At 67.6% G+C, this 16,136-nt stretch carries 14 protein-coding genes and 2 pseudogenes; 10 read left to right on the top strand and 6 right to left on the bottom strand.

What is annotated here, in order from left to right; all coding sequences use genetic code 11:
- Nucleotides 1-122 precede the first annotated feature (122 nt).
- Both ACFLIM_RS33535 and ACFLIM_RS33540 read right to left on the bottom strand, forming a co-directional pair.
- A complete protein-coding gene (locus ACFLIM_RS33535) occupies nt 123-833 on the bottom strand; it encodes a dioxygenase family protein (protein ID WP_393172382.1) in 711 nt (236 codons plus the stop codon).
- Nucleotides 758-1,096, bottom strand: a pseudogene (locus tag ACFLIM_RS33540) (dioxygenase); the annotation flags it as partial. The gene ACFLIM_RS33535 and the pseudogene ACFLIM_RS33540, both read right to left, overlap by 76 nt.
- 210 nt (nt 1,097-1,306) lie before the next feature.
- On the opposite strand from ACFLIM_RS33540, the gene ACFLIM_RS33545 reads away from it, so the two are divergent.
- The 4 genes from ACFLIM_RS33545 to ACFLIM_RS33560 all read left to right on the top strand — a co-directional run bounded on the left by ACFLIM_RS33545 (nt 1,307) and on the right by ACFLIM_RS33560 (nt 4,218).
- Nucleotides 1,307-1,438 carry a hypothetical protein gene (locus ACFLIM_RS33545; protein WP_393172383.1) on the top strand — a complete coding sequence of 44 codons (132 nt, stop codon included), beginning with the start codon at nt 1,307-1,309 and terminating at the stop codon, nt 1,436-1,438.
- 351 nt (nt 1,439-1,789) lie between these two features.
- On the top strand, nt 1,790-2,188 hold the full coding sequence (locus ACFLIM_RS33550; RefSeq protein WP_393172384.1) for a hypothetical protein: 399 nt from the start codon (nt 1,790-1,792) through the stop codon (nt 2,186-2,188).
- A gap of 333 nt (nt 2,189-2,521) precedes the next feature.
- Nucleotides 2,522-2,911 carry a DUF2690 domain-containing protein gene (locus tag ACFLIM_RS33555; RefSeq protein ID WP_393172385.1) on the top strand — a complete coding sequence of 130 codons (390 nt, stop codon included), beginning with the start codon at nt 2,522-2,524 and terminating at the stop codon, nt 2,909-2,911.
- 497 nt (nt 2,912-3,408) lie between these two features.
- Nucleotides 3,409-4,218 carry an SAM-dependent methyltransferase gene (locus tag ACFLIM_RS33560; RefSeq protein WP_393172513.1) on the top strand — a complete coding sequence of 270 codons (810 nt, stop codon included), beginning with the start codon at nt 3,409-3,411 and terminating at the stop codon, nt 4,216-4,218.
- Nucleotides 4,219-4,433: 215 nt separating this feature from the next.
- On the opposite strand, the gene ACFLIM_RS33565 is transcribed toward ACFLIM_RS33560, so the two are convergent.
- Entirely contained in the window at nt 4,434-6,323 is a 1,890-nt protein-coding gene (locus tag ACFLIM_RS33565; RefSeq protein ID WP_393172386.1) for a hypothetical protein, read from the bottom strand.
- A gap of 471 nt (nt 6,324-6,794) precedes the next feature.
- On the opposite strand from ACFLIM_RS33565, the gene ACFLIM_RS33570 reads away from it, so the two are divergent.
- The 3 genes from ACFLIM_RS33570 to ACFLIM_RS33580 all read left to right on the top strand — a co-directional run bounded on the left by ACFLIM_RS33570 (nt 6,795) and on the right by ACFLIM_RS33580 (nt 8,511).
- Entirely contained in the window at nt 6,795-7,265 is a 471-nt protein-coding gene (locus ACFLIM_RS33570) for a hypothetical protein (protein WP_393172387.1), read from the top strand.
- A 331-nt stretch (nt 7,266-7,596) separates the two neighbouring features.
- Nucleotides 7,597-7,830, top strand: coding sequence for a recombinase family protein (locus tag ACFLIM_RS50385; protein WP_449291489.1), 234 nt, complete (start codon nt 7,597-7,599; stop codon nt 7,828-7,830).
- Between the two features lie 192 nt (nt 7,831-8,022).
- On the top strand, nt 8,023-8,511 hold the full coding sequence (locus ACFLIM_RS33580) for a hypothetical protein (RefSeq protein WP_393172388.1): 489 nt from the start codon (nt 8,023-8,025) through the stop codon (nt 8,509-8,511).
- Between the two features lie 356 nt (nt 8,512-8,867).
- Here the strand turns inward: ACFLIM_RS33580 and ACFLIM_RS33585 are convergent, their stop codons facing one another.
- The gene (locus ACFLIM_RS33585; protein ID WP_393172389.1) at nt 8,868-9,101 is read right to left on the bottom strand and encodes a hypothetical protein; all 234 of its coding nucleotides are present in this window, start codon (nt 9,099-9,101) and stop codon (nt 8,868-8,870) included.
- Nucleotides 9,102-9,161: 60 nt separating this feature from the next.
- Between ACFLIM_RS33585 and ACFLIM_RS33590 the strand changes: the two genes are divergently transcribed.
- The 3 genes and pseudogenes from ACFLIM_RS33590 to ACFLIM_RS33600 all read left to right on the top strand — a co-directional run.
- Complete coding sequence (locus tag ACFLIM_RS33590) at nt 9,162-9,635, top strand: carboxymuconolactone decarboxylase family protein (RefSeq protein ID WP_393172390.1); 474 nt, start codon at nt 9,162-9,164, stop codon at nt 9,633-9,635.
- A gap of 154 nt (nt 9,636-9,789) precedes the next feature.
- Nucleotides 9,790-10,713, top strand: a complete 924-nt coding sequence (locus ACFLIM_RS33595; protein ID WP_393172391.1) for an RNA polymerase sigma-70 factor — start codon at nt 9,790-9,792, stop codon at nt 10,711-10,713.
- Between the two features lie 334 nt (nt 10,714-11,047).
- Nucleotides 11,048-12,415, top strand: a pseudogene (locus tag ACFLIM_RS33600) (ATP-binding protein); the annotation flags it as partial.
- A gap of 1,698 nt (nt 12,416-14,113) precedes the next feature.
- On the opposite strand, the gene ACFLIM_RS33605 reads toward ACFLIM_RS33600, so the two are convergent.
- Together ACFLIM_RS33605 and ACFLIM_RS33610 are read right to left on the bottom strand one after the other, a co-directional pair.
- Nucleotides 14,114-14,950, bottom strand: a complete 837-nt coding sequence (locus tag ACFLIM_RS33605; protein ID WP_393172392.1) for an ABC transporter permease — start codon at nt 14,948-14,950, stop codon at nt 14,114-14,116.
- Complete coding sequence (locus ACFLIM_RS33610; protein WP_393172393.1) at nt 14,947-15,930, bottom strand: ATP-binding cassette domain-containing protein; 984 nt, start codon at nt 15,928-15,930, stop codon at nt 14,947-14,949. The genes ACFLIM_RS33605 and ACFLIM_RS33610 overlap by 4 nt, the downstream gene beginning before the upstream one ends.
- Between the last annotated feature and the right edge of the window lie 206 nt (nt 15,931-16,136).

The raw sequence follows: 16,136 nt of genomic DNA on the forward strand, positions 1-16,136 counted from the left end.
ACCAACTCCTGAACCTGCTGAACGTCGACCCCACCCGCCCCCGCTGGCTGACCCTATGATCCACACACCATGATCCACACGACCCGTCAGCGACAGCGTTCACCTACATGCGAAGAACCGGGCTAGCCAACGACGGCGAGGCGGAAGATGTAGTCCACGCGGCGCCAAGGGCCGTTCACCGGACGGCCGTCGGGGGTCGGTCCCTTGTGCGCGGGGAGGTCGACGATCAGCTCGTCCTTGACGCCGAAGACGGTGTCGCCGTCGATGTAGTCGCCACCGGCGACGAAGAGCTGGGTGACCAGGGTTCGCATGCCGGGTGCGCTGATCATGAAGTGGAGGTGCGGGGCGCGGTAGGGATGGCGGCCGGTGTCCTTGAGCAGCTGCCCTACAGGGCCGTCGTCGGGGATGAGGTACGCCACGGGCAGGTCGGGGATGGGGTACGCCACGGGCAGGATGGTCCAGAAGGTCAGCCGGCCGTCGTCGTCGCTGGTGAAGCGGGCCCGCAGCACGGGGCCGTCCAGGTCGGGCAGCTGGACGTCGTAGAAGCCGTCGTCGTTGGACTGCCAGACATCGACGACGGCGCCCGCCAGGGGCGTACCCTCGGTGTCGGTGAACCCCCGTCGGCGATGTCGGCGCCGTGCTCGCGCGGCGGCGGTCCCCCGACGTAGAACGGGCCGAGCACGGCTGAAGGGGTGGTGCCGGGGGTGCGCGAGTTGGTGAGCAGGTCCACCGCGCTGGAGACGCCGAGGGTGTCCGAGAGCAGGATGAACTCCTGCCTGGTCGGGCTGCTGATCTGTCCGGTGCGGGTGAGGAAGTCGATGGCGTGGTGCCACTCGGATTCCGTCAGGTCGTTGTCGGCGGCGAAGCCGTGCAACCGGCGCACGAGGTCGACGAGCAGGTCGCGGGTCCGTGGATTCGGAGCGCGGTCGAAGCTGGCGGTGACCTGGCCGAGCAGGGCGTTCAGCTGCGCGGCGAGCGGGTTCGACGGCGCGGGGCGGTGGCCGGGCCAGGCGTCGGCCAGCAGGGCCTCGATTCCGTCAGGGGTGACCGTACGGGGGTTGGAGTAGGGCGCGGCGGTGGCCAGCTCCACAGCCACGATGGACAGAAGTTGAGCAGTGTCAGCTTCAACGGTTTGTCGATCTCATCAACAAGCCCGTGCGTCCTCGCTACCCCGAGATCGCTACACACTGTTACATTTCGGTCGCATCGCACGGTCGAAGCGACGACCCTGTGCGAGTCCTGGCGGATGTGCTTGCTCGGCCGCCAGGTCGGTGCCTGGACTGTGGTCCCGCCCCTACTCTGGGTCGTGGGCGTGGGAATCCTAGCTGCTGGAGTGGTCCTCACGGCCAACCGCTGGCCTGCCCTGTCAACCGAGCACAAGCGCTGGGCCGGCGTGGCCATCCCCACCGCGTTGTTCGTCGCCTACGCCTTCACATGATCAGAGACTGGTCACCGGCCAGCCGCAGCTTGCCTCACGTGCGGCCGCCGCCCTCCTGCGTCGCCCTCGGCAAGGCTGACCGTCCGCCCGACGCGCCCATTTGCGGTTTTGTCCAGGCCACGCCGTCAGGCCGCGCTCTGAACGCCCAAAGTCTTGGTGCTTACTCATGTCGAGCTCCAGTCGGCCGTACAGGTTCGCATGGGCGTCTCGGACGAAAAATAGTCCAGCGTGCATTTCGACACAGACTTTCGAGGCGGACGTCCAGAGGGTGGACAGTGAAACGGCGAATGCCCAGAGACGGGACAACGGGCCGGGCTACGCCAATCGGACAAGCAGGCCCGCCGTCATACCATGAGCAACAACACCGTTCCCTCCATCATCAGGAAGATGGCCGCCTTCGGAACGGGCGCTGCCCTTGCCGCCGGGATCATGAGCGGCACGGCCGAAGCAGCCCCAAGCACCACGACGGCCGCCAGCCAGACGACCAGCGCGAGCCAACAGGTAGCCGCCGCACAGTCCGTAAACCCGGCCGGCAAGGTCGGCGCAAAGATCCCCTGCTACGACCTCTGGATCGACAACGGTGGCTTCAACCGTGGTGTCAAGATCAAGAGCAAGTGCGGCAGCACGAAGCGAGTGAGGGCGATCGTCGACTGGTGGCCCGATGGACCGTGCTGGACTATTGGAGATGGTCAATATCGGGCCTTCTACTACAAGACGCCCGGCAAGTTCAACCATCTGGCGGCGTGTTGACGACAACCCTGACCTCACGGTCTGAGTGGCCCACGTCGTAGATCGGTCGGCGGGCCCGGAGGGGCCCCTGCTTCAAGCCGGCGTCGACAAATGGCCACGTGGTGAGTGAGGCATTTCAATCCGTCGGCGACGGTACCCGGGTTCGGATCGGACCAATCCACGGGGTCAGCGTGGGGTGTGGGAAGCCGTCGTCACCAGAAAGAGCCCTGGGCAATGCGGAGTGCTCTCTGGCCGTCCTCGCGTGCCCCGGGCTTCTCGGAAAGGAGTCGGTTCGACGTGAAGATCCGTGTAGCAGCGGTTGCGGTGTCCGTAGCGGTGATCTCATCGATCGTGATGACCACAGGACCAGCGAACGCTCAACCGTACGACGGAAAGGATCCCTACAGGACCGGGTGCGCCAACACCAAGGTGAACACCGGGAAGAAGGCCTCGCTGAAGAACGAAGTCGGTGACAGGCTGGGCACGATCCGGCTGTTCTACTCTCGTCGCTGCGGCACCAACTGGGGCGAGGTGTCGGTCTCCAAGAGCGGTTTCGGCGAGATCACGGTCTATACCAGCAAGAAGAGCAGATCCTTCAGCTACCGTCCCGGGAACGGCGGGCACCACTGGGGCAACATGGTCTACGCCCCCAGCGGCGTCTGCGCCAAGGCCACCGGCAGTGTGACGACCGGGGCCGGCCGTGCCAACAAGGGCAGCGGCACCACACCGAAGGCCTGCGGCTAGCACAGGCCGTCCGACCGCATCGCCCGTGGCTGTGGGTAACCATCTCGCCGTGGTGGGCTCGCGTCCATATCACTGCGGGAGGTTTGGGCACGCGGAAGGCGTCCGTTCAGGGCTTCAGACACGAATCCAGCCAGGCGTCGTCGCCGTCGAAGACTGGAGACCGTCACGTCCAGGCGCGCCGTGCCGTTGGAGTACAGCGTCCACGTGGCGCCGGGCTGGATCGTGCATGAGCCGGAGGACTGAAAATAGCGCCAGACGAACGTCTTCTGCTCCACGGCCGCCGCGCCGGCTGTCGCGGTGGTCGGGAAGTACGGTCACGCATTGGTGGCATTATGTTGCGCACCGCGACATACCAGCGGCTTTGACCGAGCCCACACGCGTCCTAGATCAAAAATCCACCCGGATACGTCGCGGAGTCCGCTGGCCGACGTTACCTCGGCCTACACTGAGAACCCGGCAATTTGGTGGCTTCCCCACAGTTCATGGAAGGGCTGATGATGACCGACGAATCCGTCATTACGGACAAAATCCGGTCACACGTGCCGCACACGGCACGGATCTGGAATTACTGGCTGGGGGGTAAGGACAATTTCGCCGCGGATCGGGAGGTCGGGGACCGGGTTCGGGAGATCTTTCCAGTGGTGATCGAGCTGGCGCGGGCCGACCGGCTGTTTTTGGGGCGGGCTGTGCGGTACCTGGCCGCCGAGGTGGGGATCCGGCAGTTCCTCGACATCGGCACCGGGCTGCCGACCCAGGACAACACCCACGAGGTCGCGCAGCGGGTGGCCCCCGAGTCGCGGATCGTGTACGTCGACAACGATCCGCTGGTGCTGGTGCACGCACGAGCCCTGCTGACCAGCTCCGCGGAAGGCTCCACCGACTACATCGACGCCGACTTGCACGACCCGGACACCATCCTGCGGGAGGCGGCCAAGACGCTGGACTTCTCCCAGCCGGTGGCGATCATGCTGCTGGGCGTCATGCATTTCATCAGCGATGACGATGAGCTGCAGCGGATCATCGACCGGCTGCTGGCCGCGGTGCCGTCCGGGAGCTATGTTGCGGTGGCCAACACCACCACAGCGGTCAACGGCGAGGCCACCGCCGAAGCGGTCCGCGTATGGAACATCGACGCCCAGCCGAAACTGAAGCTGCGGACCCCCGAGCGGATCGCCGAGTTCTTCGACGGCCTTGAGGTGGTGGAACCGGGCTGGGTCTCGTGCTCACGGTGGCGCCCCGAGCCGGAGTACGACGGCAGCCTGCCGGTCGAGGTCGACCAGTGGTGCGGGATCGTACGCAAACACTAGGCCCACGGGGTTAGGAGCATCGTGTGCGCCAGCCACGCCGCGTCGCCGGCAGCCGAGTAAGTCACCGTGGTGACCGTGGTGAGCGCGCGCTGTACCTCTGCGATCGCGGCGGCCAGGCGCTCACGCTCGCCGGCCTCCAAGGAAGGTCTCGCGCAGTTGGTGGGCCCGACAGATAGCGCAGCAGCGTGATGGTGCGGATCGCACAAAGTGGGGTTTCAAGCGTCGTCGGTTGGATCTTGTTTGGATGGGCGCTTCTTGATGTGCAGAGGTGCTTGGTGCAGCGGCCTGATCGTGCCGTCGTCGGCGAAGCGGAAGGCTAACGCCCATGTGCTAAGTCGGCTCGTCACCTCATCAGGATGGTCGGTCAGGTGCTCGAGCAGTTCCTGGGACATGTCGTGTTCCCCGTTGACGCGCGGCTGTGCGGTGACGAGTAGCACGTAGGCGGTTGCCCGGAAGACGGGGTAGAAGGCGGGCTCGCTGCGGTGTGGACTGTTGTACACGATCGCTCTGAGCGTCTTGTCCAGGCTGCGCCGGATGTTGTTCGCCTGGACCTCCGAACCAGTGGCACCGAAGCAGTCCGCGACGGCGCAGAGACCAGCGTGAAGTTCCGAGACTCGTGGCTTGGTCACGATCTGGTCGGTCGCTAGCGTTGTGTGGGCCTTGATACAGGCGTCCTTGAGGATCTCGACGACGCCGGCGTCGCGCACCTGTAGGAAGCCGAGTGCGAACAGTGCCCGGCAGCGAAGCCATGACTCTGCTTTCTCGTGCTTGAGCACGCGCTCCAGCGCTCTGGTAACCGGACGCGCCCAGCCGCCGGTCAGGAGTGTATCGATCGCCTGGCGGCGGTGCACTCCGGCATTTTGCAGAAGAGCATGCTCGAACAGTGTGATCGTGTTCTCGAGGATGTTGTCCGGTATGCCCTCCGTTTTCAGGTGCGCGGCTCCATCCGCCACCACCTGTCGGCACGGCGCGTGGCCCTCGGGCCAGGTGATGCAGACGGCCTCACCTGTGTCGAGCAGGTGCCGTAGGGTCGTGGCCACCCATCGCAGGCCGGTAGCGGCGCCTTTCTCTTCGGCCTCGTTCGTGTAGTCGACGATCAGTTTTTCGAGATGCTTTCTGACCTCGTCCCGATCCCCGGTCTGGTTCCTGACCGTCCGTTCCCAGAGGCCTAGTGCTGCGGTGCCTCGTTCGCGCACGGTGGCCTCGGTGTTACGCGCTCGGGCGAGCAGGACTGCGCCTGCCCAGTCTTCGCCTGGCGGCGACCACTCCAGCGGGACAGTGATCGCTAATTCCAGGTCAAGTGATCGTCCGGGATATAGGCTCACCTCCCTGAGCTCTTCCGCCTCTTCGAGATACTGCTTCACCCAGTATTTGAGCTCCTCGGGTTCAAGTTTCAAGCTCCTGCTCAAATGCACTAACTTCGTCACTGCGCGCCATGCGCGAAACCCCAGCGGCATGTCTCGCAGGGCCCACTCCAGGCCGGTCTGCAGACCAGTCTCGGGCAGATCGAAGGCGTGCGCGCCGATGCTGCCGAGCAGGACCAGTGCGTCGATGTTGCGGGGGGTCGGCGGCGATCCCCCGATGAGCAGTAGCTGATCAACCAGCTTCCTGATCTCCTCGCGATAGCGATCGATCATCTCCTTGGTGTCGATCCTGAACTTCATCCGGACCTCGTGCGGGGTGTCCTGCAATGCCCGGAACATCGACAGCAGCGCCGAGGCCTGGGTGAGCACCCCGAACTCGTCGTCGGCGGGTCGCTTCAGCAACTCCCTGGTCCAGGGTGCAGGGATCTCGGCACCCGTCCCGGTGATGTTCTCCAGTCCGCGCAAGCGCACGGCCAGCGAGCCGAGCCCGCCGGAACGATCCATCTCTGGGGCGAGAGCAATGATGATCGCGTCCAACTGCTTGGCCGTCTTCACGTCCATCTTGTGGATCTTCTTGGACAGGCCGCCCTTGTCCAGCACCAACAGCTCGGCGATGTTGTTCTGCGAAAAACCGATCTTCGCGAACTGCGCCTGTGCCGCGTAATGCAGGAGTTGATCAGCATCAGCGATATTAGTGATCTTCCCTTTAGGGAGGGGATCGACGGGGTCGGCGGAGAGCACTCCGCAAATCTACCAAGAAAAAGCAATCGAACTAAGAGAGGTGTTGCCGCCATTCAGAAAAAGTGTTGTCGCGCCCGCCGAATAGCCGTTGACGCGCGATTCATGATCGCGAGTTTCGATCACAACACAGGGCGCTGACCTGCACATCAGCCGAGATTTCGGCGAAAAGAGCACCCCCGCGGCCGTTGACGCACCATCCCACATAAGGCAGTGTGAGTGTCTTCAAACAAATAAAGCGGCCTTCCTGATCCACAATGGTCCGGAAGGCCGCTGCACAGAGAACCAGGCCGTGTCCGATCTCCACTCGGGCTCGACCTGAAGACAGATCAGCGCTGTGAAAGGGCCGCTAATATGTCACTCTCTAGGCTCGACGTTACCGCAGGCTGCCCCCCGGGTCCAGACGTTGAGTTTTCCCCCAGAACAATGTCCCCCACAGATGCCACTGGCCATGCCTCGTCCCCCGCTTCCCGAATGAAAGGGCTTTCCAAGGAAAGAACCACCTTTCAGGCGTGGGTGGCCCTTCAACCAGCGTGGCTGGCCAGCGGAGCGCTCTGGCCCGAGCAGGGGCGAATCACCGTCTATGCGTGCGTGCCGATCGGGATTGTGCTCGCCTGGGCGGCCAACCGCCTGAAGCTTCCCCGTATACCGACCCTTTTCGGCCTGGTCACAGCGACCGCCATGTACCTGTGCGCCGACAAGTTCGGTATCCATCAAGCCGCCGTGCTCGCCCTAGCCGATGCTCCGCACAAGCTTGTGGTGAGTAGCGCGATGATCACCATGTACGCGGCGATGGAGATCCGCATCTGGATACCCGGCCAGGTCAAGCGGATGGCGACCTGGTTCGCGCACCTCGTCGCCGACGCGCTGAAGGTCGAAATCCCTCACCCCCTGAGCGACACGAGTATCGCCGCGCCAGCCACCCCTGACGAGATGGGCACCTGAAACACCCTCCGCCGGTCCCGCCGGCGGAGGGCCGGACTCCCCGCCCCAAGGAAGGCTCGAACATGGACACTGACCAACGCCAGGCCGCAGAAGAAGTCCTAGCCACCCTCACTGCTTGCTCCACCGATCTTTGGCAGCTGGCCAGACGTATCTACCAGGCCGACTCGCGGATCGACCCCACGCTGCGGCCGAACCTCGACCAGCTCGCCCACCACGTCGGCGATGTCGCACAGGATCTTCTCCGACTACGCGATCACTTACACCTGACCGTGACTCCGGCAGCGGCTGGGTAGCAGGAATCACCGACCGGACGGGAGAGCCCCAATGGACCGTGGGCCACCAACGACTGCCAGCGCGACAACCCGCTGCACGGCATCGCGCGCTCGAGGCCGCCGCGCGGCGGCCGAAGAAACTCACCACCACCCCCGGCGGACGCCTCATCTTCCACGTCTTCGCCGCCCTGGCCGAGTTCATCCGCGAGCTCATCGTCGCCGGCACCCGCGACGGCTTGGCCGCCGAGTCGACGTGCACCTGCCCACCTACGCCACGGTGGAACAGGCCATGAACCTCTCTTAACGATCGTGTGCGGGGTGCGCCAGCGCACCCCGCGCCTCGGACGAAAAGGTGGCTCAGTGTGCATTGCGCCACAGACTTTCGAGGCAGACGTCCAGAGGATTGACAGGAAACGGCGAAAGCCCAGCGGCGGGACAACGGGCCGGGCTACGCCCCATCGGACAAGCAGGCCCGCCGTCACACCATGAGCAACAGCACGTTCAAGCGAATTCTCACGATCCTCACGGCGACAACGACCGTCTCGGCGGCGGCGATCGCGGTTCCCTCAGCGGCGAACGCGGGCGCCTACGGCTGCCGCGGCAGCCTCGTCGGAAGCTGGCGAGTGCCGCTGAAGGACCTTCTCACCGGCGAGACGTACTACCGCAGCGACATCAAGCTGTTCTACAACCCGGCCAGCGGCTGGAACTGCGCCGTCCTGGCCAAGCGCCCGGGACAGGCCCGCTACGGCGAGAAGACCCCGCTGTTCATCGAGATGTACAACGAGCGCTTCGCCGAGGATGCCGTGAAGAACAACTACGACAAGGAGCAGGGCAGTTTCAAGTACTATGCCGGCCCGATCAAGGTCTACGGCAAGAACATGTGCCTGAGCATCCACGCCATGCACGAGGACGCCACTGGCCCTCACGAGAGCTACAACGGTCGCCGTAGCCTCACCGGCGTCGCCTGCCACTAGCTCGCATGCCGGTTGGTTCCTTTCCCTGAGCCGGTACGCCTTCACCCGGCTCGCCCTGACCCGGACCGCCTCCGCCGCCGAGCGCGCACACCAGACCGGACCCGGGCGCTGCCCCGGGCTGAAGTGGAGGAGCTGCTGACCCACCCCGGCCTTCCCTGCGCGAGCGGGGGCTGTGGCAGCTGCCGTGTGAGTCGGCGGCCAGAGCGGAGGAGGTCCTCGCCCTGGACGTCGCCGACCTCGACCTGCGCAACCGGCGGGCGAAGGTAGGGCGCAAGGGCGGCGCGGTCGACGTCATCGTCGCGGGAGGCGCTGGCCCGCTGGCAGGAAAGCCGGGACCCGGCCGCCGCCGCAGGTGATCACGGTGCGGCGGCCGGGCCGAACGCGGGCTCGCCGCCAGACGCGACCAGCTCGATGCCCAGGTCGGCGCCATCGAGGTTGGCGGTGGCCGCCGATCGCCTCGCCCAGGCCCGGCATAGGGTGACCTGAGCTCGAGATGAGGCGGCGAAGCCGCGGGAGCGCGCCCAGCAGATCGACGCCGAGTTGACCGGGCTCGGCTGTCGGGAGACGCAGGTCACATTCGTCCATGTCACAGGGGGTCGGGCTACCTCGTCTCAGGGGTGTAGCCATCGACGAGCACAGAGGAGTACACCATGGACGCGCGACTGAACTTCTTCGCCGACCCGACCGCCGGCAAGGTCCTCAAGTACTTCATGTCGGCGGGCAAGGCGCTCAAGGACTCGCCGCTGCCGAGCGCCACGCAGGAGCTGGTGGCGCTTCGTGTCAGTCAGATCAACGGCTGCGCCGTCTGCATCGACATGCACACCAAAGAGGCCGCCGTTGCCGGCGAGACCTCGGTGCGGCTGAACCTGGTCGCGGCGTGGCGGGAGGCCACGGTCTTCACCGAGGCCGAGCGTGCCGCGCTGGAACTGGCAGAGGAGGGGACCCGGGTCGCGGATGCGGCCGGTGGGGTCAGCGACGAGGTGTGGGCGTACGCCGCCAAGCACTACGACGAGGAGCAGCTCACCGCCCTGGTGATCCTGGTCTCCTTCATGAACACGGCGAACCGGCTGAACATCATCACCCAGCAGCCGGCCGGCAACTACGAGCCCGGGCAGTTCCACTGAACGGCATCAGCAACTGGCTCGGAGCCCGGCTGCGGGCTCCGAGCCCCTGGCTCGGGGGCGTTACTCTGGCGTGCCAGTGGTCCGGATGATCCAGAAGGTGCCTGCGTCAGCGAGTACGGGCGGGTGAGAGGGGTTCAAGGGGAGGCGATTCGGCGTGAGCAAGGTCGAGGAGTTCGAGGAGTTGCGGCCGCTGCTGTTTTCGATCGCCTATCGGATTCTGGGCAGTGTGGGTGAGGCCGAGGACGCGGTGCAGGAGACATGGCTGCGCTTTGACGGCTTGGCGACCCGGCCCACGTCGACCAAGGCTCTTCTGTCGGCCGCGGTGACGCGGATCTCGATCGATGTGCTGCGCTCCGCGCGGGTGCGGCGGGAGCAGTACGTGGGTCCGTGGTTTCCCGAGCCGCTGCTGAGCGATCCGTATCAGGATCCGGCGCGGTCGGTGGAGCTGGCGGACTCGGTGTCGATGGCGGCGTTGCTGCTGCTGGAGCGGCTCAGCCCGCTGGAGCGGGCGGTGTTTGTGCTGCGGGAGGTGTTCGGCTTCGGGTTCGACGAGGTCGCCGCGGCGGTGGGGCGGTCGGAGGCGGCGTGCCGGCAGCTGCTGGTGCGGGCGCGGCGGCATATGGAGGCCGGGCGGCCGCGCTTCGAAGCGGTCCGCAAAGAGCGGGAGGAACTGGCGTCGCGGTTCTTCGACGCCCTCCGCGAAGGCGACGTCGCCGGCCTGCAGGAACTGCTCGCCGCCGACGTATCGATGGTCGGCGACGGCGGCGGCAAGGCCCCGCAGCTGGCCAGGGCCGTCATCGGCGCCGGGAACGTGGCCCGGCTGCTTGCCTCCGTCTTCCCCCGGATGGCCGGGATCGACGTGACGTTCGAGCCGCACGAGGTCAACGGCCAGCCGGGCGCGATCTTCCGCGACCGGGACGGCAAGGTGCTCCACATCCTGGCGCTCGATGTGCTCGACGGGCAGATCCAGACGATCCGCTCGGTGATCAACCCCGACAAGCTCGGGCACGTGGGCCCAGTAGCGGACGCCTGGGCCATCGACCGCGAAGTAAGACAGGCACGCCGGCCCACCGAATAACCGCAACAGCCGACCGCACCTCGAACCCCGTCCGGAGTGCACGCCGGCCGCACCGCTGCGGATCCTCTGAGTGTGCACCGCCGCCACGGTGACCCGCACTTTCACCGAGACTGGCGTCACCGTGGAACGCCTGTCACCGGCCGACCAGATGGGCCGACAGGACGCCCTGGCCGCACCATGCGCCCGGTGTCCTCGTACCAGATATAGCTCGATCCCGGTGAGTCGTCCGTAAGCTGATGGTGTGTCCCCCGTACTGGTCCTGCTCGACGGCGTCCGCTGGCGAGGCGCGCGCGTGGTCGGTGAGCGCGCGCCCACCCTGCTGGCCGTGCTCGCCATGCGCGGACGGGCGGGGGTCAGTGACGAACGCCTGGTCGAGGAGCTGTGGCCGGACGAGCCGCCAGCCAACCCCACGAAGGCGCTGCAGGTCGTCGTTTCCCGGACCCGGGCCGCGACCTGCGCCGACGCCGTGGTGCGGATCGCGCGCGGCTACCGGCTCGAGCTGGCCGATGAGCAGGTGGACGTGCTGCTGCTCGGCGCTCTGGTGGAGCAGGCGCGTGCCGCGCTGGGCGAGGACGACGTGGCCCTCGCGCGCCGCCGCGCCGAGGAGGCCTTGGGTCTCGTGGCCGGCGGCCCGGAAGGCGCCGCGGGCGCGCTGGCCGAGCTGAGGGACGTCGCCGCCGGGCGGCTGGCCGAGGCGCGGCGCGTGGCGGCCGTCGCGCGCGGCCGAGGCGGCGATCACGAGGGCGCTCTGCCGTTGCTGGAGAAGGTCGCGGCCGACCGGCCGCACGACGAGGAACTGCTCGCCTGCCTGCTGCGCAGCGAGGCGGCGGTGCGCGGCGCCGGCGCGGCGCTGGAACGCTACAAACGGTATCGCGCGGAGCTGGTCGAGCGTCTCGGCGCCGATCCCGGGCCCGAGCTCGCTCGCGTGCACGCCGAACTCCTCGCCACCGACCGCCCCGTACGCGAGGGCATCCTGTTCGACGGCTCCTCGCTGCTCGGCCGCGACGGCGACATCCGCGCGGTGCACGCCTTGTTGCGGACGAACCGGGTCGTCTCCATCATCGGTCCTGGTGGGCTGGGCAAGACGCGGCTGGCCCATGTCGTCGGCAGGAACACCGCGCAGCCCGTCGCTCACTTCGTCGAACTCGTCGGCGTCTCCTCGCCGGAGGGTGTGATCGGCGAGGTGGGCTCGGCACTCGGGGTCCGCGACTCGGTCAGCGGGCGCTGGGCGCCGACCGCCGAGCAGCGGTCCGACGTGCGCGCCAGGATCGCCCAGCATCTCGACCAGGCACCCGCGCTGCTGATCCTGGACAACTGCGAGCACGTGATCGAGGCCGTCGCCGACCTGGTGGCCTTCCTGAGCGTGACCACGCGCGACCTGCGGGTGCTCGTCACTTCCCGCGCGCCCTTGTCGATCCCCGCCGAACGCGTCTACCTCCTCGGCGAGCTGGACGCCGGCGACGCGGTGGAGTTGTTCCGTCAGCGGGCCACGGCGGCCCGCCCCGGTGTGCGGATCGACGAGCGGGTCGGGCAGATCGTCGCCCGCCTCGACGGGTTGCCGCTCGCGATCGAGCTGGCCGCGGCCAAGGTGCGGGTGATGTCCGTGGAGGAGATCGCGCGGCGCCTGGCGGACCGGTTCTCCCTGCTGCGCGGCGGGAACCGGACGGCTCCGGACCGGCACCAGACGCTGCTGGCGGTCATCGACTGGTCGTGGAATCTGCTGAACGAGCCGGAACGCCGGGCACTGCGGTGGTTGTCGCGCTTCGGCGACGGCTTCACGCTCGCCGCCGCCGAGCAGGTGCTCGGCCCCGAAGCGCTGCACGCCGTGGACGCGCTGGCCGAGCAGTCGCTGCTGAGCGTCCGTGAGACCGCTTACGGCCTGCGCTACCGGATGCTGGAGACCGTCAGGGAGTTCGGCCGGATGCGGCTGAAGGAGGCCGGTGAGGAGGCCCCGGCTCGGGCGGCGCTGCGGGCCTGGGCGACGGCGTACGCCCTCGAACACGCCGCCGAGATGTTCAGCCCGTCGCAGTTCGCGGCGGCCGACGCGTTGCGGGCCGAGGAGAGCAACCTGGCCGATCTGCTCCGTCAGGCGCTCGGTGAGTCCGACCCCGTCACCACGGTCCAGTTGCTGATCGGCGTCGGCGCACTGTGGTCGATCCGCGGCGACCACGCCAGGATTCTCGCGCACGGGGACGCGATCACGCAGGTTGTCGCCGGCTGGGTGCCGCCGCCGGAGCTCGTCGAGGTGACCCGGGCGGCCGTGCTGGTCGCGCTCATGAACATCATGATCATCGCCGACCGCCGTGGCGATCCGCTGCGCGACCTCCTCCGTGCGCTGCCCACCGACGACACGACGGATTCCCGGCTGGCGGCGACCACCACGGTGGTGCTGGCGTGCGACGCCCCCGAAGAGGCCGAGGTGCGCCGCCGGCTCGATGAGCTGTGCCAGAGCACCGATCGCGACGTGGCGCTGATGGCGTCGCAGACGTACGTCCATGCCCTGGAGAACGCGGGCGAGGCGGCGAGGGCGATCGCGGCGGCCGAGCGGACACTGACGCTGCTCCGCGACAACGAGGGACCGTGGTTCGGGGCGATCATGCACGCCGTGCTGGCCCACCTGACCATGCAGCTCGGTGACCGCCACCGGGCGGTCGGGCACGCGCGGACCGCCATCCCGGTGCTGAGCCGGCTCGGCGCCACGGACGACGAGACGCAGCTGCGCGCGGTGCTGCTGGTCTCCGCGCTCGCCGACGGCGACCTCGAGACCGCGGAGGCCGAGCTCGCCGAGATCACCCGGATTTACGACAACGAAGCGGTGCTCGGCGGGGTGGCGATCGTGTCGTTGTGCGCGGCCGAGCTCGCCCTCGCGCGCGGAGAAACGGCCGCCGCGCTCGCCGAATGCCGCGTGGCCGTCCAGCGGGCGCGCGACCTGCGCCTGCCCGGGGTGCCGCGGGTGGAGTTCGAGCCGTGGCTGGTCATCGCGGAGGCGCTAGCCCTGACGGCGCACGCGTACCACGCCGGGCCGGACGATCTCGGGTACGGCGAGGAGCTGTTCCACTCCTGCTCCACCGTCCGGATCCATGACGTGCTGACCGGGGGAAGCCCCGTGCTCGACTATCCGGTGTGCGGCTCGATGCTCTTCGCGATCGGCGCCTGGGGACTGTTGCGGGGGGCCATGGCCCCCCACCACGCGGTCGGACTGCTGGTGCTGGCCCAGCGGTTCACTTACAACAGCAGCATGCCCAGCATGACCTTCGAGCGGATCGAACCGTACGCGGAGAGAACCGCGCCCGGGATGATCGCCGCCGTACGCGCCGAATACGGCGATCGGCGCGGCTCCGACCTCCTCGACGAAGCGCGGAAGCTCGTCGGGGAGATCTCGGGCCGTGACGGATGGGGGTCACATGTGCCGCTTGTAGCTGCGTACCGACAGCGGCGCGAAGAGCGCGATGACGATCAGGGACGCCAGGATGGTCCAGGCCACCTCTCCGCTGACGAGAGCGTCGTTGGCGAGGTCGCGGGCGGCCGTGACCAGGTGTGAGACCGGATTTATCCGGACGAAGGCGGCAAGCCAGTCCGGCAGGGTGTCGATGGGGACGAACGCGTTCGACAAGAAGGTCAGCGGGAAAAGGATCATCATGGAGATGCCCTGCACGGCCTGGGCGCTCCGGGCGATCGTACCGACCCAGGTGAAGACCCACGCCAGCGACCAGCCCGTGAAGATCGCCAGCAGGATCGCGGCGAGCACGCCGCCCGCGCCTCCGCCGGGGCGATAGCCCATCAGCAGGCCCATGGCGAACGTCAGAGTGGCCGCGATGGTGTAGCGCAGCAGGTCGGCCACCATGGGGCCGGCGAGTGGCGCGATGCGGGCGATCGGCAACGACTTGAACCGGTCGAAAACTCCCTTCTCCATGTCCTCGCGCAGTTGCGTCCCGGTCGCCATGCACGTCGTCAGCACGGTCTGTGCGAGGATGCCGGGGATCATCAGCGGCAGATAACTCTCCACGTCGCCGGCGATGGCACCGCCGAAGATGAAGGCGAACATCGCGGTGAACAGGATCGGCTGCAGCGCCACATCGAAGAACTGCTCCGGGTTGCGGAGCATCTTCTTGAGGGCCCGCCACGCCATCGTCAGGGTCTGGGCGAACGTCTCCCCCATGGAGACGCGCCGCTTGGCGGTCGCCACGCGGTCAGCTGCCCGTACGGTCTCACGGGCCGGGGCGATCACGGTGCTCATCGGTTCTCCTCCGTACCGGTCTCGTGGCCGGTGAGGGCCAGGAACACCTCGTCCAGGCTGGGCTTGGCCACGCTCACCGACGAGATCGAGACCCCGGCGGTCCGCAGCCCGATCAGTACGTCGGCGGCCAGGTCGGCCTGTTCGAGGGCCACGTTCAGTCGGCCCCGCTCCGGGCTCAGGACGGGCTCGGAGCCGAGGACGCGCCGGATGACCTCCACAGCTGCGGGCACCTCGCCAGGTTCGGCGAGCAGCAACTGCAGGGTGGAGTTGCCGACCGCGGTCTTCAGCTCGTCAGGGGTTCCCTCGGCCACCTTCCGGCCGTGGTCGATGACGGCGACACGATCGGCGAGCTGGTCGGCCTCGTCCAAGTACTGCGTGGTCAGCAGCACCGTGCAGCCGTCGGCGACCAGGCCGCGGATGGTGTCCCACATCTGGCCGCGGGTACGCGGATCCAGCCCGGTGGTCGGCTCGTCCAGGAAGATCAGCGGTGGCCTGGTGATCAGGCTGGCCGCCAGGTCGAGGCGCCGGCGCATGCCGCCGGAGAACTGCGCGATCGGTTTGTCCGCCGCCTCCTCCAGGCCGAACTGGCCGAGCAGCTCGGCGGCGATCCGCCGGGCGCGCGGTGCGGCAATCCCCTGCAGGCGGCTGAAGAGCCAGAGGTTCTCGCGGGCGGTCAGGTTCTCGTCGACCGAGGCGTACTGTCCGGTGACGCCGACCAGTTGCCGGATCACGTGCGGGTTGGCCGTCACGTCGACCCCGAAGACCTCGGCGCGACCGGCGTCGATCTTCAACAGGGTGGCCAGCATCCTCAGCATGGTGGTCTTGCCTGCGCCGTTCGGCCCGAGGACGCCGAAGATCTCACCGGGGCGCACGTTCAGATCGATCCCGTCCACGGCCCGGTGCTCGCCGAACGTCTTCACCAGCCCTTCCGTACGTACGGCCAGATCGGCTCCCCCGGCACGGGTTTCTGTGATGCTCATGGCCCCACTTTCGGCGGCGCCGGTTTCACGGTGCCCTCGACCCGGTTTCACCGCCGGGGGCCGCGCCTTCGTTCGGTGTCATGGTGGAGCTGCGGCTGCGCGCGGGAACATCCGCCCAGGTCATGATCGCTCTCCGGAATACCGCCATCGCCGTCTTGCAGCTGGCCGGATTCACCGGCACCGCCCCCGGACGACGCTGGGCCGCA

Source organism: Nonomuraea marmarensis, from assembly GCF_043197025.1.
In the GTDB taxonomy this organism is placed as follows: Bacteria; Actinomycetota; Actinomycetes; order Streptosporangiales; family Streptosporangiaceae; genus Nonomuraea; species Nonomuraea marmarensis.